Origin of the sequence: Burkholderia sp. B21-005 (genome assembly GCF_020843965.1) — a bacterium.
Taxonomy (GTDB): domain Bacteria; phylum Pseudomonadota; class Gammaproteobacteria; order Burkholderiales; family Burkholderiaceae; genus Burkholderia; species Burkholderia ambifaria.
In genome coordinates, this window is the sequence record NZ_CP086301.1 from 480,109 (window position 1) to 497,876 (window position 17,768).

General features: G+C 66.5%; 14 protein-coding genes. 13 read left to right on the forward strand and 1 reads right to left on the reverse strand.

The window, feature by feature from the left end:
- Positions 1-82 precede the first annotated feature (82 nt).
- Positions 83-1,756, forward strand: coding sequence for a long-chain fatty acid--CoA ligase (locus LMA02_RS02270; RefSeq protein WP_228906727.1), 1,674 nt, complete (start codon positions 83-85; stop codon positions 1,754-1,756).
- 346 nt (positions 1,757-2,102) lie between these two features.
- On the opposite strand, the gene LMA02_RS02275 is transcribed toward LMA02_RS02270, so the two are convergent.
- Positions 2,103-3,260 (reverse strand): porin, encoded by a 1,158-nt coding sequence (locus LMA02_RS02275; RefSeq protein ID WP_228906729.1) that lies wholly within the window; start codon positions 3,258-3,260, stop codon positions 2,103-2,105.
- Between the two features lie 275 nt (positions 3,261-3,535).
- Between LMA02_RS02275 and coq7 the strand changes: the two genes are divergently transcribed.
- The 12 genes from coq7 to murC all read left to right on the forward strand — a co-directional run bounded on the left by coq7 (position 3,536) and on the right by murC (position 17,767).
- Positions 3,536-4,162 carry a 2-polyprenyl-3-methyl-6-methoxy-1,4-benzoquinone monooxygenase gene (gene coq7 / locus LMA02_RS02280; protein ID WP_228906731.1) on the forward strand — a complete coding sequence of 209 codons (627 nt, stop codon included), beginning with the start codon at positions 3,536-3,538 and terminating at the stop codon, positions 4,160-4,162.
- A gap of 387 nt (positions 4,163-4,549) precedes the next feature.
- Positions 4,550-4,978: a division/cell wall cluster transcriptional repressor MraZ gene (mraZ, locus tag LMA02_RS02285; protein ID WP_006752433.1), complete on the forward strand. Its 429-nt coding sequence runs from the start codon at positions 4,550-4,552 to the stop codon at positions 4,976-4,978.
- Between the two features lie 23 nt (positions 4,979-5,001).
- Positions 5,002-5,943, forward strand: a complete 942-nt coding sequence (gene rsmH, locus LMA02_RS02290; RefSeq protein ID WP_228906733.1) for a 16S rRNA (cytosine(1402)-N(4))-methyltransferase RsmH — start codon at positions 5,002-5,004, stop codon at positions 5,941-5,943.
- Positions 5,940-6,281 carry a cell division protein FtsL gene (ftsL, locus tag LMA02_RS02295; RefSeq protein WP_166722693.1) on the forward strand — a complete coding sequence of 114 codons (342 nt, stop codon included), beginning with the start codon at positions 5,940-5,942 and terminating at the stop codon, positions 6,279-6,281. The genes rsmH and ftsL overlap by 4 nt, the downstream gene beginning before the upstream one ends.
- Positions 6,278-8,125: a peptidoglycan D,D-transpeptidase FtsI family protein gene (locus LMA02_RS02300; RefSeq protein ID WP_228906735.1), complete on the forward strand. Its 1,848-nt coding sequence runs from the start codon at positions 6,278-6,280 to the stop codon at positions 8,123-8,125. The genes ftsL and LMA02_RS02300 overlap by 4 nt, the downstream gene beginning before the upstream one ends.
- On the forward strand, positions 8,122-9,660 hold the full coding sequence (locus LMA02_RS02305; protein WP_228906737.1) for a UDP-N-acetylmuramoyl-L-alanyl-D-glutamate--2,6-diaminopimelate ligase: 1,539 nt from the start codon (positions 8,122-8,124) through the stop codon (positions 9,658-9,660). The genes LMA02_RS02300 and LMA02_RS02305 overlap by 4 nt, the downstream gene beginning before the upstream one ends.
- On the forward strand, positions 9,657-11,063 hold the full coding sequence (locus LMA02_RS02310; RefSeq protein ID WP_228906739.1) for a UDP-N-acetylmuramoyl-tripeptide--D-alanyl-D-alanine ligase: 1,407 nt from the start codon (positions 9,657-9,659) through the stop codon (positions 11,061-11,063). Before LMA02_RS02305 ends, LMA02_RS02310 begins: the two co-directional genes overlap by 4 nt.
- Before the next feature lie 16 nt (positions 11,064-11,079).
- Positions 11,080-12,249 carry a phospho-N-acetylmuramoyl-pentapeptide-transferase gene (gene mraY, locus LMA02_RS02315; RefSeq protein WP_228906741.1) on the forward strand — a complete coding sequence of 390 codons (1,170 nt, stop codon included), beginning with the start codon at positions 11,080-11,082 and terminating at the stop codon, positions 12,247-12,249.
- A gap of 27 nt (positions 12,250-12,276) precedes the next feature.
- A complete protein-coding gene (gene murD / locus LMA02_RS02320; RefSeq protein ID WP_228907596.1) occupies positions 12,277-13,785 on the forward strand; it encodes a UDP-N-acetylmuramoyl-L-alanine--D-glutamate ligase in 1,509 nt (502 codons plus the stop codon).
- A complete protein-coding gene (ftsW, locus tag LMA02_RS02325; protein WP_006752441.1) occupies positions 13,782-15,065 on the forward strand; it encodes a putative lipid II flippase FtsW in 1,284 nt (427 codons plus the stop codon). The genes murD and ftsW overlap by 4 nt, the downstream gene beginning before the upstream one ends.
- Before the next feature lie 121 nt (positions 15,066-15,186).
- Positions 15,187-16,290, forward strand: a complete 1,104-nt coding sequence (murG, locus tag LMA02_RS02330) for an undecaprenyldiphospho-muramoylpentapeptide beta-N-acetylglucosaminyltransferase (protein ID WP_166722698.1) — start codon at positions 15,187-15,189, stop codon at positions 16,288-16,290.
- Between the two features lie 79 nt (positions 16,291-16,369).
- Positions 16,370-17,767, forward strand: a complete 1,398-nt coding sequence (murC, locus tag LMA02_RS02335; protein ID WP_228906743.1) for a UDP-N-acetylmuramate--L-alanine ligase — start codon at positions 16,370-16,372, stop codon at positions 17,765-17,767.
- Position 17,768 lies beyond the last annotated feature (1 nt).

A 17,768-nucleotide genomic window follows, 5' to 3' on the forward strand; every position in this document is an offset into this window, starting at 1 on the left:
TAACCCTGTTGTCTCGGGACGGGCGAGCCGTTACGATGCGTTTTAGCACGACCATTCGAAAATCTGTGAGGAGACGCGCAGTATGGACAAAATTTGGCTGAAATCGTACCCACCCGGCGTTCCAGCCGAAATTGACGCGTCCCCGTATCCTTCCATTCCGGATCTCCTCGACGAAAGCTTCAGGCAATATCGCGACCGCAAGGCGTTCGTCTGCATGGGCAAGAGCATCACGTACGGCGAGCTCGATGCGCTGTCGCGCCAGTTCGGCGCGTGGCTGCAGTCGCGCGGTCTGACGCGCGGCGCGCGCGTCGCCCTCATGATGCCGAACGTGCTGCAATATCCGGTGGCGATCGTCGCGGTGCTGCGCGCAGGCTACACCGTCGTCAACGTCAACCCGCTCTATACGCCGCGCGAGCTCGAACATCAGCTGAAGGACAGCGGGGCGGAGGCGATCGTCATCCTCGAGAACTTCGCGTCGACGTTGCAGGCCGTCATCGCCAATACCGCGGTCAAGCATGTGGTGGTCGCGTCGATGGGTGACCTGCTGGGCATCAAGGGCTGGCTGGTCAATTACGTCGTGCGCAACGTGAAGAAGATGGTGCCGGCCTGGCAGCTTCCGTCGTTTACGCGCTTCAAGGCCGCGCTGTCGGAAGGCGCCCGCCAGACCTTCAAGCCGCAGAAGCTCGGCCCCGACGACGTCGCGTTCCTCCAGTACACGGGCGGTACGACGGGTGTCGCGAAGGGCGCGACGCTGCTGCACCGGAACATCGTGTCGAACGTGCTGCAGGCCGGCGCGTGGCACCATCCCGCACACGAGAAGTACCCCGACGTGAAGCAGTTCGTGACGGTCGTCGCGCTGCCGCTCTATCACGTGTTTGCGCTGACGGTCTGCGGTTTCCTGACGATGCGCACGGGCGGCATGGGTATCCTGATTCCGAACCCGCGCGACATCGGCGGCATGATCAAGGAGCTGAAGGGTTACCAGATCTCGACGATCCCGGCCGTCAACACGCTGTACAACGCGCTGCTGAACCATCCCGAATTCAACCAGCTCGACCTGTCGAAGCTTGCGATCGCCAACGGCGGCGGCATGGCGATCCAGGAAGGCGTTGCGAAGCGCTGGTATGAGAAGACCCATACGGCGATCGTCGAAGGGTATGGCCTGTCCGAAACGTCGCCGGTTGCCACCTGCAATCCCGTGACGGCGACCGAGTACAGCGGGACGATCGGCCTGCCGCTGCCGTCGACCGAGATTGCCATTCGCGACGATGCCGGCACCGACGTCGCGCTCGGCGAGCCGGGCGAGATCTGCATCCGCGGACCGCAGGTCATGGCCGGCTACTGGAACCGTCCGGATGAAACCGCGAAGGTCATGTTCCCGGACGGTTTCTTCAAGACCGGCGACGTCGGCGTGATGGACGCGCGCGGTTATGTGAAGATCGTCGACCGGAAGAAGGACATGATCCTGGTATCCGGCTTCAACGTGTATCCGAACGAGGTCGAGGACGTGGTGGCGTCCCACCCGGGCGTGTTCGAGGTGGCGGCGGTCGGCGTGCCGGACGAGCACTCGGGCGAAGCCGTGAAGCTGTTCGTCGTGAAGAAGGATCCGGCGCTTACTGACAAGGACATCCTCGCGTACTGCAAGGAGCGGCTCACCGGCTACAAGCGGCCGAAACTCGTCGAGTTCCGCACGGAGCTGCCGAAGACGAACGTTGGCAAGATCCTGCGGCGCGAATTGCGCGACGGACGCGCGTAACACCGAAGTCGAACAACGAGCCCGGCCTGTGCCGGGCTTTTTCGTTTGTGATGCCGGCATCGGGGCTGCGACGCACCGATTCGGCTATCGCCGGAACGACGCGCGTTCGACCGGGCGCGTCGCAGCCGATGGAACGCCTCAACCGGGTTGCCCACGCTGAATGGCGCTCGGCGCATTCCGCGAGCAATCGGCTAAGGCGCGCGCGTCGATGGAGCCCCGCGAACGATACGTTGCAGTCAACGCGGCGTGCTCCGACCGTTCCGTTCCCGGCTTCGCTTCCCGGCGCCAAAAAGAAAAAGGCGCCCGAAGGCGCCTTCAATATGCTGCGGCTTGTCAGGCAAGCTGATTAGAACTTGTGACGGATGCCGACTCGGGCTGCGACCTGGTTGCTGGTCGTCGACGGGTCGAGACCGTTGATCGAAGCATGTGCCTGAACGACGTTGCCTGCCGCGTCGAGCGCGTTGCCCGATGCATGCTGGTACACGCCGATCACGTAGACGTCCGTGCGCTTCGACAGGAAGTAGTCGACGCCCAGCGAACCCTGGTGGTACTTGGCTGCCGAGTTGCCGTCGATCTTGCTGCCTTGCGTGTAGTCATACGCGGCGCCGACGATCAGCGCCGGGGTCAGCTGATACTTGAAGTTGATTTCGCCGTTGTTGAACGTCGCGGTCTGGTTCACGAACGGACCAACCGAGAAGCCCTTGAACTTCGTGTTCGAGTACGTCGCGCCGATCGTCGCTGCGCCGAACGTATACGCACCGCCCGCGCCGATGACCTGGTACGTGTTCGCGCTGTTCGCGTACGCGCCGTAGACCGGCGACGACACGGCCGTCGCGGCAGCCGACGCGCCGGTGTTGAACATGCCGCCGAAGTTTGCCGGCGTGCGTGCGTTCAAGTAGCCGACACCCAACACCAGCGGGCCGTTGTTGTAACCGGCGCCGAGCGACCAGACCTGGTTCTTCGAGAACTGGCCGGCTTGACCGCCGAAGCTGTACATGCCGCCGAACGAGAAGCCGCCGTAGGTCGGGCTCGTGTACTTGACCGCGTTGTTCACACGGTATGCGTTGTTGAAGTTGTCGAGGTCGCCCGGGTGAGCAGCGATGTAGCCGCCCCACTGGTCGCCTGCCTCGAGCGGGCCGACGAAGTCGACGACGGAGTCGTACTGACGACCCAGCGTGACCGTACCGAACTGGCTCGACAGGCCGACGTAAGCCTGGCGGCCGAACATCAGGCCGCCTTGGCCGAGCTTGCCTGAGTTGACGTCAAAACCGTTCTCGAGCACGAAGATCGCCTTCAGGCCGCTGCCCAGATCTTCAGTACCGCGCAGGCCGAAGCGGCTGCCTTGCATCACGCCGCTCGACAGACCGTACAGGTGGCCGCCCTTCGCGTTGTTGTTGAAGATGAAGCCTTCATCGATGATGCCGTAAAGCGTCACGCTGCTTTGCGCATGAGCTGCGCCAGCGAACGCGCCCAGCGCGACGAGCGCGAGAAGCGACTTTTTCATTAACGGATCTCCAAGAATCACTGAATTTTTTTGGCGGGGCGGATAGTTGTTGTGTTGACGGGCCCCATCAACTTCGCAAGAAGTCGCACGTAATGTAGCAAAACCGATTTTTCGGACAAAGCGAAATGCCGTGGCTCAAGGTCGCCATGTTTCCTTTATGCAACAATGGTTAAAATCACGGGTTAACCGCAATTTCCGCTGAATAATCAAGTCGGTTACGCAGCGGAGCACGTGCCTTTGCCGCCCGCGGCGGCACACGCAGCCAGGAGAACAGGATGGTGTTGGATGAACTGATCAGCGAATTCGATCGCGGCTTGCGATCGCTGACCGGCATTAGCCGGATGAGCCGCCCGGTGCCCGTGCCGGCGGAGCCGCCCGCCGGCGAACTGACGCCCGCGGAGCGCGCGCATGCCGCCGGGCTGATGCGCGTGAACCACGTCGGCGAGGTCTGTGCGCAGGCGCTTTATCAGGCGCAGAAGCTGACCGCGCGCTCGTCGTCGTCGAAAGCGATGTTCGAGGAAGCTGCACGCGAGGAGGAGGATCACCTCGCGTGGACCGCACATCGGCTGAAGGAGCTCGATTCGCGTCCGAGCCTGCTCAACCCGCTGTGGTACGCCGGCGCGCTCGTGGTCGGCGTCGCGGCTGGCACGCTGGGCGACAAGGTCAGCCTCGGCTTCATGGCGGAGACGGAGCGTCAGGTCGAGAGCCATCTCGACGGGCACCTTTCCGAGTTGCCGGCCCCCGATACGGCGTCGCGCGCGATCGTCGAGCAGATGCGGCTCGACGAGGTCAAGCACGGCAAGGCCGCGACCGACGCCGGCGGGGTCGAACTGCCGCTGCCCGCGCGGATGCTGATGCGCGCCGCGTCGAAAGTCATGACGAGCACAGCGTACTATCTCTGAAATCCGGACCGGGGCGACGCACGACGTCGCTCCGGTCCGCCGATCCCGATGCCGCCCGTTTTTTCCGCGTTTTCCCGCCCCCGAAAGTCCCGTCCGCACACCAGTCTGGCCCGCCTTTCTCACGTATCACCTTCACAAGCTTCCCTAGCCCATTCATTTATAACGGTTTTTGGAATGAGGGGTGGCATGAGCATGTGCGCGTAAGTCCTTGTTCTAACTAACAAAATTCGTCAAAAAACCGGGCCGCTCCCTTGACCGTGCCAAACCCTTCCTCTAAAGTGGGAGACAGTGTGAGAAAGTGTATTTTTGTGTGATTTGGCGGGCTGTTCGGGCTAAATTCTTGAGCGTTGGGCGGGTGCTTCGGTGCCCTGAACGGGAGAGCGGAAAGTGTTCCAAGGGGCGTCGGCGCTGACGCTCGATGCGAAAGGGCGGATGTCGGTGCCGTCTCGCTATCGCGAAGCGCTGCAAGGACAGGCAGAAGGACGGGTGACTGTGACCAAGCACCCGGACGGCTGCCTGTTGCTGTTTCCGCGCCCCGAATGGGAAGTATTCCGCGCCAAGATCGCCGCGCTGCCGATGGACGCCCATTGGTGGCGACGAATTTTTCTCGGCAATGCGATGGATGTCGATCTCGACAGCGCGGGCCGGATTCTCGTATCGCCCGAGCTGCGGATGGCAGCCGGACTGGAAAAGGAAGTCATGTTGTTGGGAATGGGTAGTCACTTCGAGCTGTGGGATTCGCAGACCTACATCGCGAAGGAGCAGGCGGCGATGGCGCAGGGCATGCCCGATGCGCTCAAGAACTTTACGTTCTGATTGCGGTGACGGAGACGCCCGCGATGGGAAATGAATTGCAGCATCGGACCGTGCTGTTGGACGAAGCAGTCGAGTCGCTCGTGACGCGGCCGGACGGCATTTATGTCGACGGCACGTTCGGGCGCGGCGGCCATAGCGGCGCGGTACTCGCGCGACTGGCGGAGGCCGGCCGGCTGATCGCGTTCGACAAGGATCCGAGGGCGATCGAGACAGCGCAGCGCATCGAGGATGCGCGCTTCTCGATCGTGCATGACAGCTTTGCATCGATGCGCGACGCGCTTGCGGCGCGCGGTATCGAGAAGGTGTCGGGTGTGTTGCTGGACCTGGGCGTGTCTTCGCCGCAGGTGGACGATCCGGCGCGCGGCTTCAGCTTTCGCGCCGATGGCCCGCTGGACATGCGAATGGATCCGACGCGTGGGGAGTCGGCGGCCGAGTGGCTCGCGCGGGCTTCGGTGCAGGAATTGACGGAGGTGATACGGGATTATGGGGAAGAACGGTTTGCTTTTCAGATTGCAAAGGCGCTTGTTGCTCGCCGGGCAGAGTCCGACCGTCTTGGGCCTCTCGACACCACGGGCGAGCTTGCCCAAATCGTGGGTCACGTCGTCAAAACCCGTGAGAAGGGCAAGGATCCGGCAACCCGCACCTTTCAGGCTATACGGATTCACGTCAATCAAGAGCTTGCGGACCTGCAAGTCGTACTAGACGCGGCATTGTCGTTGCTGGAGCAAGGGGGGCGGCTGGTGGTCATCAGCTTTCATTCACTCGAGGACCGGATCGTCAAGCGATTCATGCAGGCGCACGCGAGTGCGCCCGCGGTCGATCGTCGCCTGCCGATCCGTGCCGTCGACCTCCCGAGCCCGCCGCTCAAGATAATCAGCCGTCAATTCCCGAGCGAAGCGGAAGTCGTCGCGAATCCGCGCGCCCGGTCGGCCGTGATGCGCATCGCGGAGCGCGTCACGCCATGAGCCGCTTCAATATCTTCCTGCTGATCATCGTGATGGGCTGCGCGCTGTCGGTCGTCAACTCGACGAACCAGCAGCGCCAGATCTTCATCCAGCTGCAGCGCGCGCAGTCGCAGGAGCGTCAGCTCCAGCAGGACTATGCGCAGCTTCAATATCAGCAGAGCGCGCTGTCGAAGACGTCGCGCATCGAGCAACTCGCGAACGATTCGCTGAAGATGCAGCCGATCACGACGGGCCGCACCCAATACCTGACGCTGCCGCCGGGCGCCGTGAAGGCGATCGACGCGCCGATTCCCGCCTCGGCCGACGCGGCCACCAAGGGTAAGGGGGGCGCGCGATGAAGCCGTCGCAAAAGCGCCAGGACGTGAAATTCTCGTCGAGCCCCGTGCTCGGCGTGCACCTGCCGATGTGGCGCTCGAAACTCGTCGTGTTCATGCTGTTCATGGCGTTCGTCGCGCTCGCCGCGCGGGCGTTCTGGATCCAGGGGCCCGGCAACGCGTTCTATCAGAAGCAGGGCGAAAGCCGCTATCAGCGCACGCTCGAGCTGCCCGCCACGCGCGGCAAGATCCTCGACCGTAACGGGCTCGTGCTCGCGACGAGTCTGCCCGTGCGTGCGATCTGGGCGATTCCGGACGCCGTGCCGGACGATCTCGGCGCGGACAAGATCAACCAGCTCGGCAAGCTCCTCGGCATGACGCCGAAGGAACTGCGCGTGAAGCTGTCGGAAGACAAGGGTTTCGTCTATGTAAAGCGCCAGGTGCCGATCGACGTCGCGGACAAGGTCGCCGCGCTCGATATCCCCGGTATCTATCAGCGCAACGAGTACAAGCGCTTTTATCCGGAAGGCGAGATCACCGCCCACCTGATCGGCTTCACGAACGTCGAGGACGAAGGTCAGGAAGGCGTCGAGCTCGGCGACCAGAAAATGCTGTCCGGCACGTCCGGCGTGCGCCGCGTGATCAAGGACCGGCTGGGGCACATCGTCGAGGACGTCGCCGAACAGATTCCCCCGCACAACGGGACGGACGTCGGCCTGTCGATCGACAGCAAGATCCAGTACATCGCCTATGCGAACCTGAAGGCCGCCGTCGAGAAGTTCAAGGCGAAGGCCGGCGCGGCGATGGTCGTCGACGTGCGCACCGGCGAGGTGCTCGCGCTGGTCAACTATCCGACCTACAACCCGAACGACCGTACGCGCCTGACGGGCGAGCAGCTGCGCAACCGGATCCTCACCGACGTGTTCGAGCCGGGCTCGATCATGAAGCCGTTCACGGTGTCGCTCGCGCTCGACCTGCATCGCGTGACGCCGAACACGCTCGTCGAGACGGGCAACGGCCACTTCGTGCTCGACGGCGCGCCGATCACCGATGATGCGGGCTTCGGCACGCTGACGGTCGGCGGCGTGATCCAGAAGTCGAGCAACATCGGCGCGACGAAGATCGCGATGACGATGCGGCCCGAGGAAATGTGGAATATGTACACGAGCATCGGCCTCGGCCAGGCGCCGAAGGTCGGTTTCCCGGGCGCCGCGGCCGGCCGCCTGCGTCCGTGGAAGAGCTGGCGCCGCATCGAGCAGGCGACGATGTCGTACGGCTATGGCCTGTCGGTGTCGCTGTTCCAGCTTGCGCGCGCGTACACCGCGATCGCGCACGACGGCGAGATGATGCCGGTCACCATTTTCAAGACCGACCCCAACCAGCAGATCACCGGCACGCAGGTATTCACGCCGACCACCGCGCGCGAAGTGCGCACGATGCTCGAGACCGTGGTCGCGCCGGGCGGTACGTCGCCGGACGCCGCGGTGCCGGGTTATCGCGTCGGCGGCAAGAGCGGTACCGCGTACAAGCATGAAGGCCACGGCTACACGCGCAAGTACCGCGCGTCGTTCGTCGGGATGGCGCCGATGCCGAATCCGCGCATCGTCGTTGCGGTGTCGGTCGACGAACCGACCGCCGGCAGCCACTTCGGCGGCCAGGTGTCGGGCCCCGTATTCTCTGCGATCGCCGGCGATACGATGCGCGCGCTGAACGTGCCGCCGAACATGCCGATCAAGCAGCTGGTCGTGTCCGACGACGCGCCGGGCGCGCCCGCCAAGCCGGGCCCGCAAAAGCTCGCCGCGGGCAGCGGTGCGAAGCATATGATCGTATCCAGCACGACACGTAATTCACCAGGAGTTGTTCGATGAGCGCCGCTCGCAGTTCCCATCCGGCGCATCAGCAGATCGCAGCCGCGCTTGCGTGGCTGCGCCAGCATGTGGCCCCCGCGGCGCAACTGCATGCCGACACGCGCAGCCTGCAGGCCGGCGACGTGTTTCTCGGCTATGCGGTCGACGGGGCAGACAATCGCGCCTTCATTGCCGATGCCGTCGCCCGTGGCGCGGCCGCCGTGCTGTATCAGCCGGAAGGTCTTTCGGCCGCACCGGCCGTGCCCGTCGCACTCGCGGTGCCGGCGCTCGACCAACTGGCCGGCGAGATTGCCAGCGGCTGGTACGGCGACCCGAGCGACAGCCTGCTCGCGATCGGCGTGACCGGCACGAACGGCAAGACGTCGTGCACGCAATGGATCGCCGCCGCGCTGACGGCGCTGCACCAGCCGTGCGCGGTGATCGGCACGCTCGGCAGCGGCATGCACGGGCATCTGGTACCGACCGGCTTCACCACGCCGGACGCGCCGCAGCTGCAGCGAAGCCTCGCGCAGCTGCACGACGCGGGCGCGAAGGCCGTCGCGATGGAAGTGTCGTCGCACGCGCTGCATCAGGGCCGCGTGAATGGCACGGCATTCGACATCGCCGTCTTCACGAACCTCACCCAGGATCACCTCGACTATCACGGCACGTTCGACGCGTACGAAGCCGCGAAGGCGAAGCTGTTCGCGTGGCGCGGCCTGCGCGCGGCGGTCGTCAATCGCGACGACGCAGCCGGCCGCCGCCTGCTCGAGAAGCTGGCCGGCCGCGTGCGCACGATCGCATACGGGATCGGCGACGCGCAGGGGCCCGACGCCGATCGCGAACTGGTCGCGCTCGACGTGCGCGCCACCGCCACGGGCACGGCGTTCCACCTGCGTTCGTCGTGGGGCGACGCGGACGTCGAGGTCGGCACGCTCGGCGCGTTCAACGTCAGCAACCTGCTCGCGGTGCTCGGCTCGCTGCTCGCGGCCGACGTGCCGTTCGACGCGGCGGTCGCGGAGATCGCACGGCTCGAGTCCGTCAATGGCCGCATGCAGCGCCTGGGCGGCCGGCTGCAGAACGACGAACCGCTGGTCGTGATCGACTATGCGCATACGCCCGATGCGCTCGAGAAGACGCTCGACGCGTTGCGCCCGATCGCGGCCGCGCGCGGCGGCCGGCTCGTTTGCATGTTCGGCTGCGGCGGCGATCGCGATACGACGAAACGCCCGCTGATGGGCGCGATCGCCGAGCGGCTCGCGGACGAAGTCGTCGTCACGAGCGACAACCCGCGCAGCGAAGATCCGCAGCGCATCATCGACCAGGTCGTCGCGGGCATGACGGCGCCCGATCGCGCGCGCCGCATCGAGGATCGCGCAAGCGCGATCCTGCAGGCCGTGCGCGGCGCCGCCCGCGAGGATGTCGTCGTGCTGGCCGGCAAGGGTCACGAGGCGACGCAGGAAATCATGGGCAAGAAGCGCGCGTTCTCCGATCAGGATCACGCACGGCTCGCGCTCGCGGCACGCGCGACGCACGGCAAGGGAGGCGGCGAATGACGATGCTCAGTCTCGGCGAAGCCGCCCGCCTGATTCCCGGCGCCACCGTCCACGGCGATCCGGACACGACGTTCGAGCGCGTGTCGACGGACAGTCGCACGGTCGGCCCGGGCGACTTGTTCGTCGCGCTGAAGGGAGACCGCTTCGACGCGCACGACTTCCTGGGCGACGTGGCTGCGCGTGGCGCAGCCGCGGCCCTCGTCGCGCACGTGCCGGCGGGTCTCGCGATGCCGGTCGTCGAGGGCGGTGAAACGCGTGCCGCGCTCGGCGCGCTCGCACACGGCTGGCGCAAGCGCTTCGCGGTGCCGCTCGTCGCGGTGACGGGCAGCAACGGCAAGACGACCGTCAAGGAAATGATCGCGTCGATCTTCGCGGCGGCAGTCGGCGCCGACGCGCGACTGGCGACGGCCGGCAACCTGAACAACGACATCGGCGTGCCGCTGACGCTGCTGCGCCTGTCCGGCGCGCATCGCGTCGCGGTGATCGAACTCGGGATGAACCACCCGGGCGAGACCGACATCCTCGCGCGCTTCGCGGCACCGACCGTCGCGCTCGTCAACAACGCACAGCGCGAGCACCAGGAATTCATGGCGACGGTCGAAGCCGTTGCGCTCGAGCACGCGGCCGTGATCCACGCGCTGACGCCGGACGGCGTCGCGGTGTTTCCGGCCGACGATGCGTACGCGGGCATCTGGCGCGTCGCGGCGACCGGCAACCCGATCCTCGATTTCGCGCTGCACGATGCCGAACGGCAGGTCGAAGCGCAGGTCACGGGCCGTCTGCACGGCGGCGAGCTTGCGATCGACACGCCGTCGGGCGCGGTGACGGTGCGCCTGCGCGCGCTCGGCGAGCACAACGCACGCAACGCATTGGCGGCGGCGGCGGCTGCGCTCGCGGCGGGCATCGAGCTGGCGGCGATCAAGCAGGGCCTCGAATCGTTCGAACCGGTCAAGGGTCGTCTGCAGGTCCGGCAGGCGGACGTCGGCAGCCTCGCGGGCGCGACGGTCGTCGATGACACCTACAACGCAAACCCTGACTCGATGCGCGCGGCGATCGACGTGCTGGCCGCGCAACCGGCGCCGCGCGTGCTGGTGATCGGCGACATGGGCGAGGTCGGCGACGAAGGCCCGGCATTCCACCGCGAGATCGGCGCGTATGCGCGCGAGCGCGGCATCGATGCGCTGTTCGCGCTTGGCGACGCGTCGCGCGATGCGTGCACGGCGTACGGCGACACGGCCCGCCATTTCGGCGACGTCGGCGCGCTGGTGGCGGCGCTGCTCGCGGCGGGCTACGGCGCACAGGCGACGGTGCTCGTGAAGGGCTCGCGGTACATGAAGATGGAGCGCGTGGTTGACGCGCTGACGAACCAATCCGCGGCGGGCACGGTGCCCGCCGCACACTGAGTAGAAGGAAGGAAGCATGCTGCTGGCGCTGGCGCAATGGCTGCAGGGCGACGCAAGCTTTTTGCGCTTGTTCACGTACCTGACGTTCCGTGCGGTGATGGCTACCATCACCGCGCTCGGGATCGGGCTCGTGTGCGGACCGTGGGTGATCCGCAAGCTGACGCAAATGAAGGTCGGGCAGGCCGTGCGCAAGGATGGCCCGCAGAGCCACCTCGTGAAGTCCGGCACGCCGACGATGGGAGGCGTGCTGATCCTGATCGGCATCGCGGTCGCGACGCTGCTGTGGGGCGACCTGACCAACCGTTTCATCTGGATCGTGATGCTCGTCACGTTCGGTTTCGGCGTGATCGGCTGGGTCGATGACTATCGCAAGGTCGTCTACAAGGACCCGCGCGGGATGTCGTCGCGCGAAAAGTATTTCTGGCAATCGGTGATCGGGCTGTTCGCGGCGGTCTACCTGGCATTCAGCGTGTCCGAGGCGAGCAACGTGCGCGTGTTCGACCTGTTCATGGCGTGGGTGCGCAGCGGTCTGTCGATGGGGCTGCCCGCGCGTGCCGACCTGATGCTGCCGTTCCTGAAGTCGATCAGCTACCCGCTGGGCGTGTGGGGCTTCATCGTGCTGACCTACTTCGTGATCGTCGGCGCGAGCAACGCGGTGAACCTTACCGACGGCCTCGACGGCCTCGTGATCATGCCGGTCGTGCTGGTCGGTGGGTCGCTCGGCGTGTTCGCATACGTGATGGGCAGCTCGGTCTATTCGAAATACCTGTTGTTCCCGCACATTCCGGGCGCGGGCGAACTGCTGATCTTCTGTTCGGCGATGGGCGGGGCAGGGCTCGCGTTCCTCTGGTACAACACGCACCCCGCGCAGGTGTTCATGGGCGACGTCGGCGCGCTGGCGCTCGGCGGCGCGCTCGGCACGGTCGCGGTGATCGTGCGCCAGGAAATCGTGCTGTTCATCATGGGTGGCATCTTCGTCGCGGAAACGCTGTCGGTGATGCTGCAGGTGTCGTGGTTCAAGTACACGAAGAAGCGTTACGGCGAAGGGCGGCGCCTGCTGAAGATGGCGCCGCTGCATCACCATTTCGAATTGTCCGGCTGGAAGGAAACGCAGGTGGTGGTGCGTTTCTGGATCATCACGCTGATGCTGTGCCTGTTCGGTCTGTCCACCCTCAAGTTGCGGTAAAGGAAAGGTAAAAGGATGTCTGGCGAGATGTTTGGAGATCGGCAGCGGCCGATGGTGCTCGTACTGGGGCTCGGGGAATCGGGCCTCGCGATCGCGCGATGGTGCGCGAGGCACGGGTGCCGGCTGCGTATTGCCGATACCCGCGAGGCGCCGCCGAACCTTGCCGCGCTGCAGGCCGAGGGCATCGATGCCGAGTTCGTCGGCGGGCCGTTCACGCCCGCGCTGCTCGACGGCGGCATCGAGATCGTCGGCCTGAGCCCTGGCCTGTCGCCGCTCGAGCCGGCACTCGCCGCGCTGCTCGCGGCCGCGAACGAGCGCGCGATCGCGGTGTGGGGCGAGCTCGAATTCTTCGCGCAGGCGCTGCGCGCGCTCGGCACGAGCGGCTACCAGCCGAAGGTGCTCGCGATCACCGGCACCAACGGCAAGACCACGACGACGAACCTCACGGGCCTGCTGTGCCAGCGTTCGGGCAAGAAGGTCGCCGTCGCCGGCAACATCAGCCCGGCGATGCTCGACCGGCTCGCGGGCGCGATCGACGAGACGGCGCTGCCCGACGTATGGGTGCTCGAACTGTCGAGCTTCCAGCTCGAGACGGCGCGCACGTTCGCGCCCGATGCGGCCGCGATTCTCAACATCACGCAGGATCACCTCGACTGGCATGGCAGCTTCGACGCGTATGCCGCGGCGAAGGGCCGGATCTTCGGCGCGACGACGACGCGCGTGCTCAATCGCGACGATGCGGCCGTGATGAAATTCGCGCCGGCCGCCGGCGCGGCCGATGCGGCGCGCACGGTCACGTTCGGCCTGAACGAACCGACGCAGCAGGGTGACTACGGCCTGTCGCGCGACAACGGCATCGCATGGCTGGTCGAGGCGGTCGACCGCGACGCGCCGGACGAGACGACGAGCCGCCGGCGCAAGCGCGACGGCGCGCATACGCCCGACATCGCGCAAAAGCGCCTGATGCCGGCCGACGCGCTGCGCATTCGCGGGCTGCACAACGCGGCGAACGCGCTGGCCGCGTTCGCGCTCGCGCGTGCGATCGACCTGCCGGCCGCGCCGCTGCTGCACGCGCTGCGCGAATATCGCGGCGAAGCGCATCGCGTCGAAGTGATCGCGACGATCGACGACGTGGACTACGTCGACGACAGCAAGGGAACGAACGTCGGCGCGACGGTGGCCGCGCTCGACGGACTCGCGCAGAAGATCGTGCTGATCGCGGGCGGTGACGGCAAGGGGCAGGATTTCGCGCCGCTCGTCGCGCCCGTCGCGCGGTGGTGCCGCGCGGTGATGCTGATCGGCCGCGATGCGCCGGCGATCCGCGACACGCTCGCCGAGACGGGCGTGCCGCTTGCCGACCACGCGACGCTCGAGGCGGCGGTGCATGCGGCGGCCGACCTCGCGGAGCCGGGCGACGCGGTGCTGCTGTCGCCCGCGTGCGCGAGCCTCGACATGTTCAGGAACTACGCCCACCGCGCTGACGTGTTCCGCGCGGCCGTGGACGAAATCGCCATCGACAAAGGAGCGACGACATGAGCTGGTCCGATCGCCTCGTCTCCCGTTTCAACGACCGGCGCGGCACCGGCGGCAATGCCGCGGGCGGCCGCGTCGCGTCGGCCACGCGCGCCGCGACGGGCGGCCTCGCCAGCGTCGTCAACGGCGTGCGGCCGAGCCGCTCGCGGATGCTGGACTTCGACTACTCGCTGTTGTGGGTCGCGATCGCGTTGCTCGGACTCGGCGTCGTGATGGTGTATTCGGCGTCGATCGCGATGCCCGATTCGCCGAAATACGCGGCGTATCACGATTACGCGTTCCTGATGCGTCACTGCGTGTCGCTCGGCGTCGCGTTCATCGCGGCGGTGATCGCGTTTCGCGTACCGGTGTCGACGTGGGACAAGTACGCGCCGCATCTCTTCCTGATCGCGCTCGTCGGGCTCGTGATCGTGCTGATTCCGCACGTCGGCAAGGGCGTGAACGGCGCGCGCCGCTGGATTCCGCTCGGCATCACGAACATGCAGCCGTCGGAAATCATGAAGCTCGCGGTGACGATCTACGCGGCGAACTACACGGTGCGCAAGCAGGAATACATGCAGAGCTTCGCGAAGGGCTTCCTGCCGATGGCGTTCGCGGTCGGTCTCGTCGGCGCGCTGCTGCTGCTCGAGCCGGACATGGGCGCGTTCATGGTGGTCGCCGCGATCGCGATGGGCGTGCTGTTCCTCGGCGGCGTGAACGGCAAGCTGTTCGGCGGCCTCGTCGCGACGGCGGTCGGCACGTTCACGATGCTCGTGTGGCTGTCGCCGTGGCGTCGCGAGCGGATCTTCGCGTATCTCGATCCGTGGGACGAGCGCTACGCGCAGGGCAAGGCATACCAGCTCACGCACTCGCTGATTGCGTTCGGCCGCGGCGAGTGGTTCGGCGTCGGCCTCGGCGGCAGCGTCGAGAAGCTGAACTACCTGCCTGAAGCGCATACCGACTTCATCCTCGCGGTGATCGGCGAGGAACTCGGCTTCGTCGGCGTACTGGTCGTGATCCTGCTGTTCTACTGGATCGTGCGCCGCGCATTCGAGATCGGCCGTCAGGCGCTCGCGCTCGATCGCACGTTCGCGGGCCTGACCGCGAAGGGCATCGGCATCTGGTTCGGTGCGCAGACGTTCATCAACATGGGCGTGAACCTCGGCCTGCTGCCGACCAAGGGCCTGACACTGCCGCTCGTGAGCTACGGCGGCTCGGGCATTCTGCTGAATTGCGTCGCGCTCGCGGTGCTGCTGCGGGTCGATTACGAAAATCGCGTACTGATGCGGGGAGGGAAGGTATGACCTCCCCGCGTCAGTACGCGATTTCGGCGAAGGCTAACTTCGTGCGCGCAGCGTGCGAAGTCAAGCGTAGCGGCCGTAGCCAAAACATTGATTCATTCTTGCTGATGCGCGGAGGGAAGGTATGACCGCGTCGCGACGCACGCTGATGGTGATGGCAGGCGGCACCGGGGGCCACGTGTTCCCGGGGCTCGCTGTCGCGCACCGGATGGAAGCGGCGGGGTGGCGCGTCGTATGGCTCGGCAATCCGGCCGGGATGGAAGCGACGCTCGTGCCGAAACACGGCATTCCGATGGAATACGTGCGCTTCGGCGGACTGCGCGGCAAGGGCCTGAAGACCAAGCTGACGCTGCCGTTCAACCTGCTGCGCGCGTGCTGGCAGAGCCTCGGCGCATTGCGCCGCGTGCGGCCCGACGTCGTGCTCGGGATGGGCGGCTACATCACGTTCCCGGCGGGCGTGATGGCCGCGCTGTCGGGCCGTCCGCTCGTGCTGCACGAGCAGAATTCGATTGCCGGCCTCGCGAACAAGGTGCTCGCGAAATTCGCGAAGCGCGTGCTCGTCGCGTTCCCCGGCGCGCTGCCGCACGCGGAATGGACCGGCAACCCGATTCGCGCGGAACTTGCGCGCACGGAAACGCCCCAAGCACGCTATGCATCGCGCAGCGGCCCGCTGAACCTGCTGGTGGTCGGCGGCAGCCTGGGCGCGGCCGCACTGAACGAAGTCGTGCCGCGCGCGCTGGCGCTGCTGGCGCCGGGCGAGCGCCCGCGCGTCGTGCACCAGGCCGGCGCGAAGCACATCGACGCGCTGAAGGCGAATTACGAAGCGGCCGGTTTCGCGGGCGGCGACGCCGTGCGGCTCGTGCCGTTCATCGACGACATGGCGAGCGCGTACGCGGCGGCGGATCTCGTGATCTGCCGGTCCGGCGCGATGACGGTGTCGGAGATCGCGGCGGTGGGCGTGGCCGCGCTGTTCGTGCCGTTCCCGTACGCGGTCGACGATCACCAGACGACCAACGCCGCGTTCCTCGCGGATGCGGGCGCGGCGGTGCTGGTGCAACAACGAGACCTGTCGGCGGAGTTGCTCGCCGACTGGCTGCGCGGCCAGTCGCGGGCATCGCTCGCGGACATGGCGGAGCGTTCGCGCTCGCTGGCTAAGCCCGAGGCCACCGACGAAGTCGCGCGCATCTGCGCGAAGGTGGCCGGCGCGAACCTGGAAGAAATTAAATGAAACAACCCCTACGCTCACTTCGTTCGCTGTCACCCAAGGGGGCGGTCAGCCTCCTTGGGGCGGCCCGGCGGAGGCTGACATGAAACACATCGTCAAACAGATTCATTTCGTCGGGATCGGCGGCGCGGGCATGAGCGGCATCGCCGAAGTGCTCGTCAACCTCGGCTACGAGGTCAGCGGCTCGGACCTGTCGCGCAACGCGGTGACCGATCGTCTCGCGGCGCTCGGCGCGCGGATCGCGATCGGCCACGACGCGGCGAACATCGCGGGCGCGAACGCGGTCGTCGTGTCGACGGCCGTGCGCTCGGACAATCCCGAAGTACTGGCCGCACGGCACCAGGGCGTGCCGATCGTGCAGCGCGCGGTGATGCTCGCGGAGCTGATGCGCCTGAAGCAGGGGATCGCGATTGCCGGCACGCACGGCAAGACCACGACGACGAGCCTCGTCGCGAGCGTGCTCGCGGCGGGCGGCCTCGATCCGACCTTCGTGATCGGTGGCCGGCTGATCAGCGCCGGCGCGAACGCGCGGCTCGGCACGGGCGACTTCATCGTCGCCGAGGCCGACGAGTCGGACGCGTCGTTCCTGAACCTGTATCCGGTGATCGAAGTCATCACGAACATCGACGCCGACCACATGGACACCTACGGCCACGATTTCGCGCGGCTCAAGCAGGCGTTCATCGAATTCACGCAGCGCCTGCCGTTCTACGGCAGCGCGGTCGTGTGCGTCGACGATCCGAACGTGCGGCAGATCATCCCGTTCATCTCGAAGCCGGTCGTGCGCTACGGCCTGTCGCCGGATGCGCAGGTGCGCGCCGAAGACATCGACGCGCGCGACGGCCGCATGCACTTCACGGTGATCCGCGAAGGCCGTGCGCCGCTCGCGGTGGTGCTGAACCTGCCGGGCCTGCACAACGTGCAGAACGCGCTCGCGGCGATCGCGATCGCGACCGATCTCGGCGTGTCGGACGACGCGATCCAGCAGGCGCTGGCGGAATTCAACGGCGTCGGCCGGCGCTTCCAGCGCTACGGCGAGGTGCCGAGTGCGGACGGCGGCCAGTACACGCTGATCGACGACTACGGCCACCACCCGGTCGAGATGGCCGCGACGGTCGCGGCCGCGCGCGGCGCGTTTCCGGGCCGCCGCCTCGTGCTGGCGTTCCAGCCGCACCGTTACACGCGCACGCGCGACTGTTTCGACGACTTCGTCAACGTGCTGTCGACGGTCGACGCGCTGGTGCTGACGGAAGTCTATGCCGCCGGCGAAGCGGCGATCTCGACGGCCAACGGCGACGCGCTGTCGCGTGCGCTGCGTGCGGTGGGGAAGGTCGACCCGGTATTCGTCGCGACGGTCGACGACGTGCCGGACGCACTGGCGGGGGTCGCGCGGAACGGCGACGTGGTGATCACGATGGGCGCGGGTTCGATCGGCGGCGTGCCGGCGAAGATCGTGCAGAACACGCAACAGAAGGGATGAC

Coding starts and splice junctions, on each gene's coding strand:
- coq7 (WP_228906731.1), top strand. CDS start 3,536: ATGGTGTTGGATGAACTGATCAGCGAATTCGATCGCGGCTTGCGATCG.
- LMA02_RS02305 (WP_228906737.1), top strand. CDS start 8,122: ATGAGCGCCGCTCGCAGTTCCCATCCGGCGCATCAGCAGATCGCAGCC.
- murD (WP_228907596.1), top strand. CDS start 12,277: ATGTTTGGAGATCGGCAGCGGCCGATGGTGCTCGTACTGGGGCTCGGG.
- ftsL (WP_166722693.1), top strand. CDS start 5,940: ATGAGCCGCTTCAATATCTTCCTGCTGATCATCGTGATGGGCTGCGCG.
- LMA02_RS02300 (WP_228906735.1), top strand. CDS start 6,278: ATGAAGCCGTCGCAAAAGCGCCAGGACGTGAAATTCTCGTCGAGCCCC.
- LMA02_RS02270 (WP_228906727.1), top strand. CDS start 83: ATGGACAAAATTTGGCTGAAATCGTACCCACCCGGCGTTCCAGCCGAA.
- LMA02_RS02310 (WP_228906739.1), top strand. CDS start 9,657: ATGACGATGCTCAGTCTCGGCGAAGCCGCCCGCCTGATTCCCGGCGCC.
- murC (WP_228906743.1), top strand. CDS start 16,370: ATGAAACACATCGTCAAACAGATTCATTTCGTCGGGATCGGCGGCGCG.
- ftsW (WP_006752441.1), top strand. CDS start 13,782: ATGAGCTGGTCCGATCGCCTCGTCTCCCGTTTCAACGACCGGCGCGGC.
- rsmH (WP_228906733.1), top strand. CDS start 5,002: ATGGGAAATGAATTGCAGCATCGGACCGTGCTGTTGGACGAAGCAGTC.
- LMA02_RS02275 (WP_228906729.1), bottom strand. CDS start 3,260: ATGAAAAAGTCGCTTCTCGCGCTCGTCGCGCTGGGCGCGTTCGCTGGC.
- murG (WP_166722698.1), top strand. CDS start 15,187: ATGACCGCGTCGCGACGCACGCTGATGGTGATGGCAGGCGGCACCGGG.
- mraY (WP_228906741.1), top strand. CDS start 11,080: ATGCTGCTGGCGCTGGCGCAATGGCTGCAGGGCGACGCAAGCTTTTTG.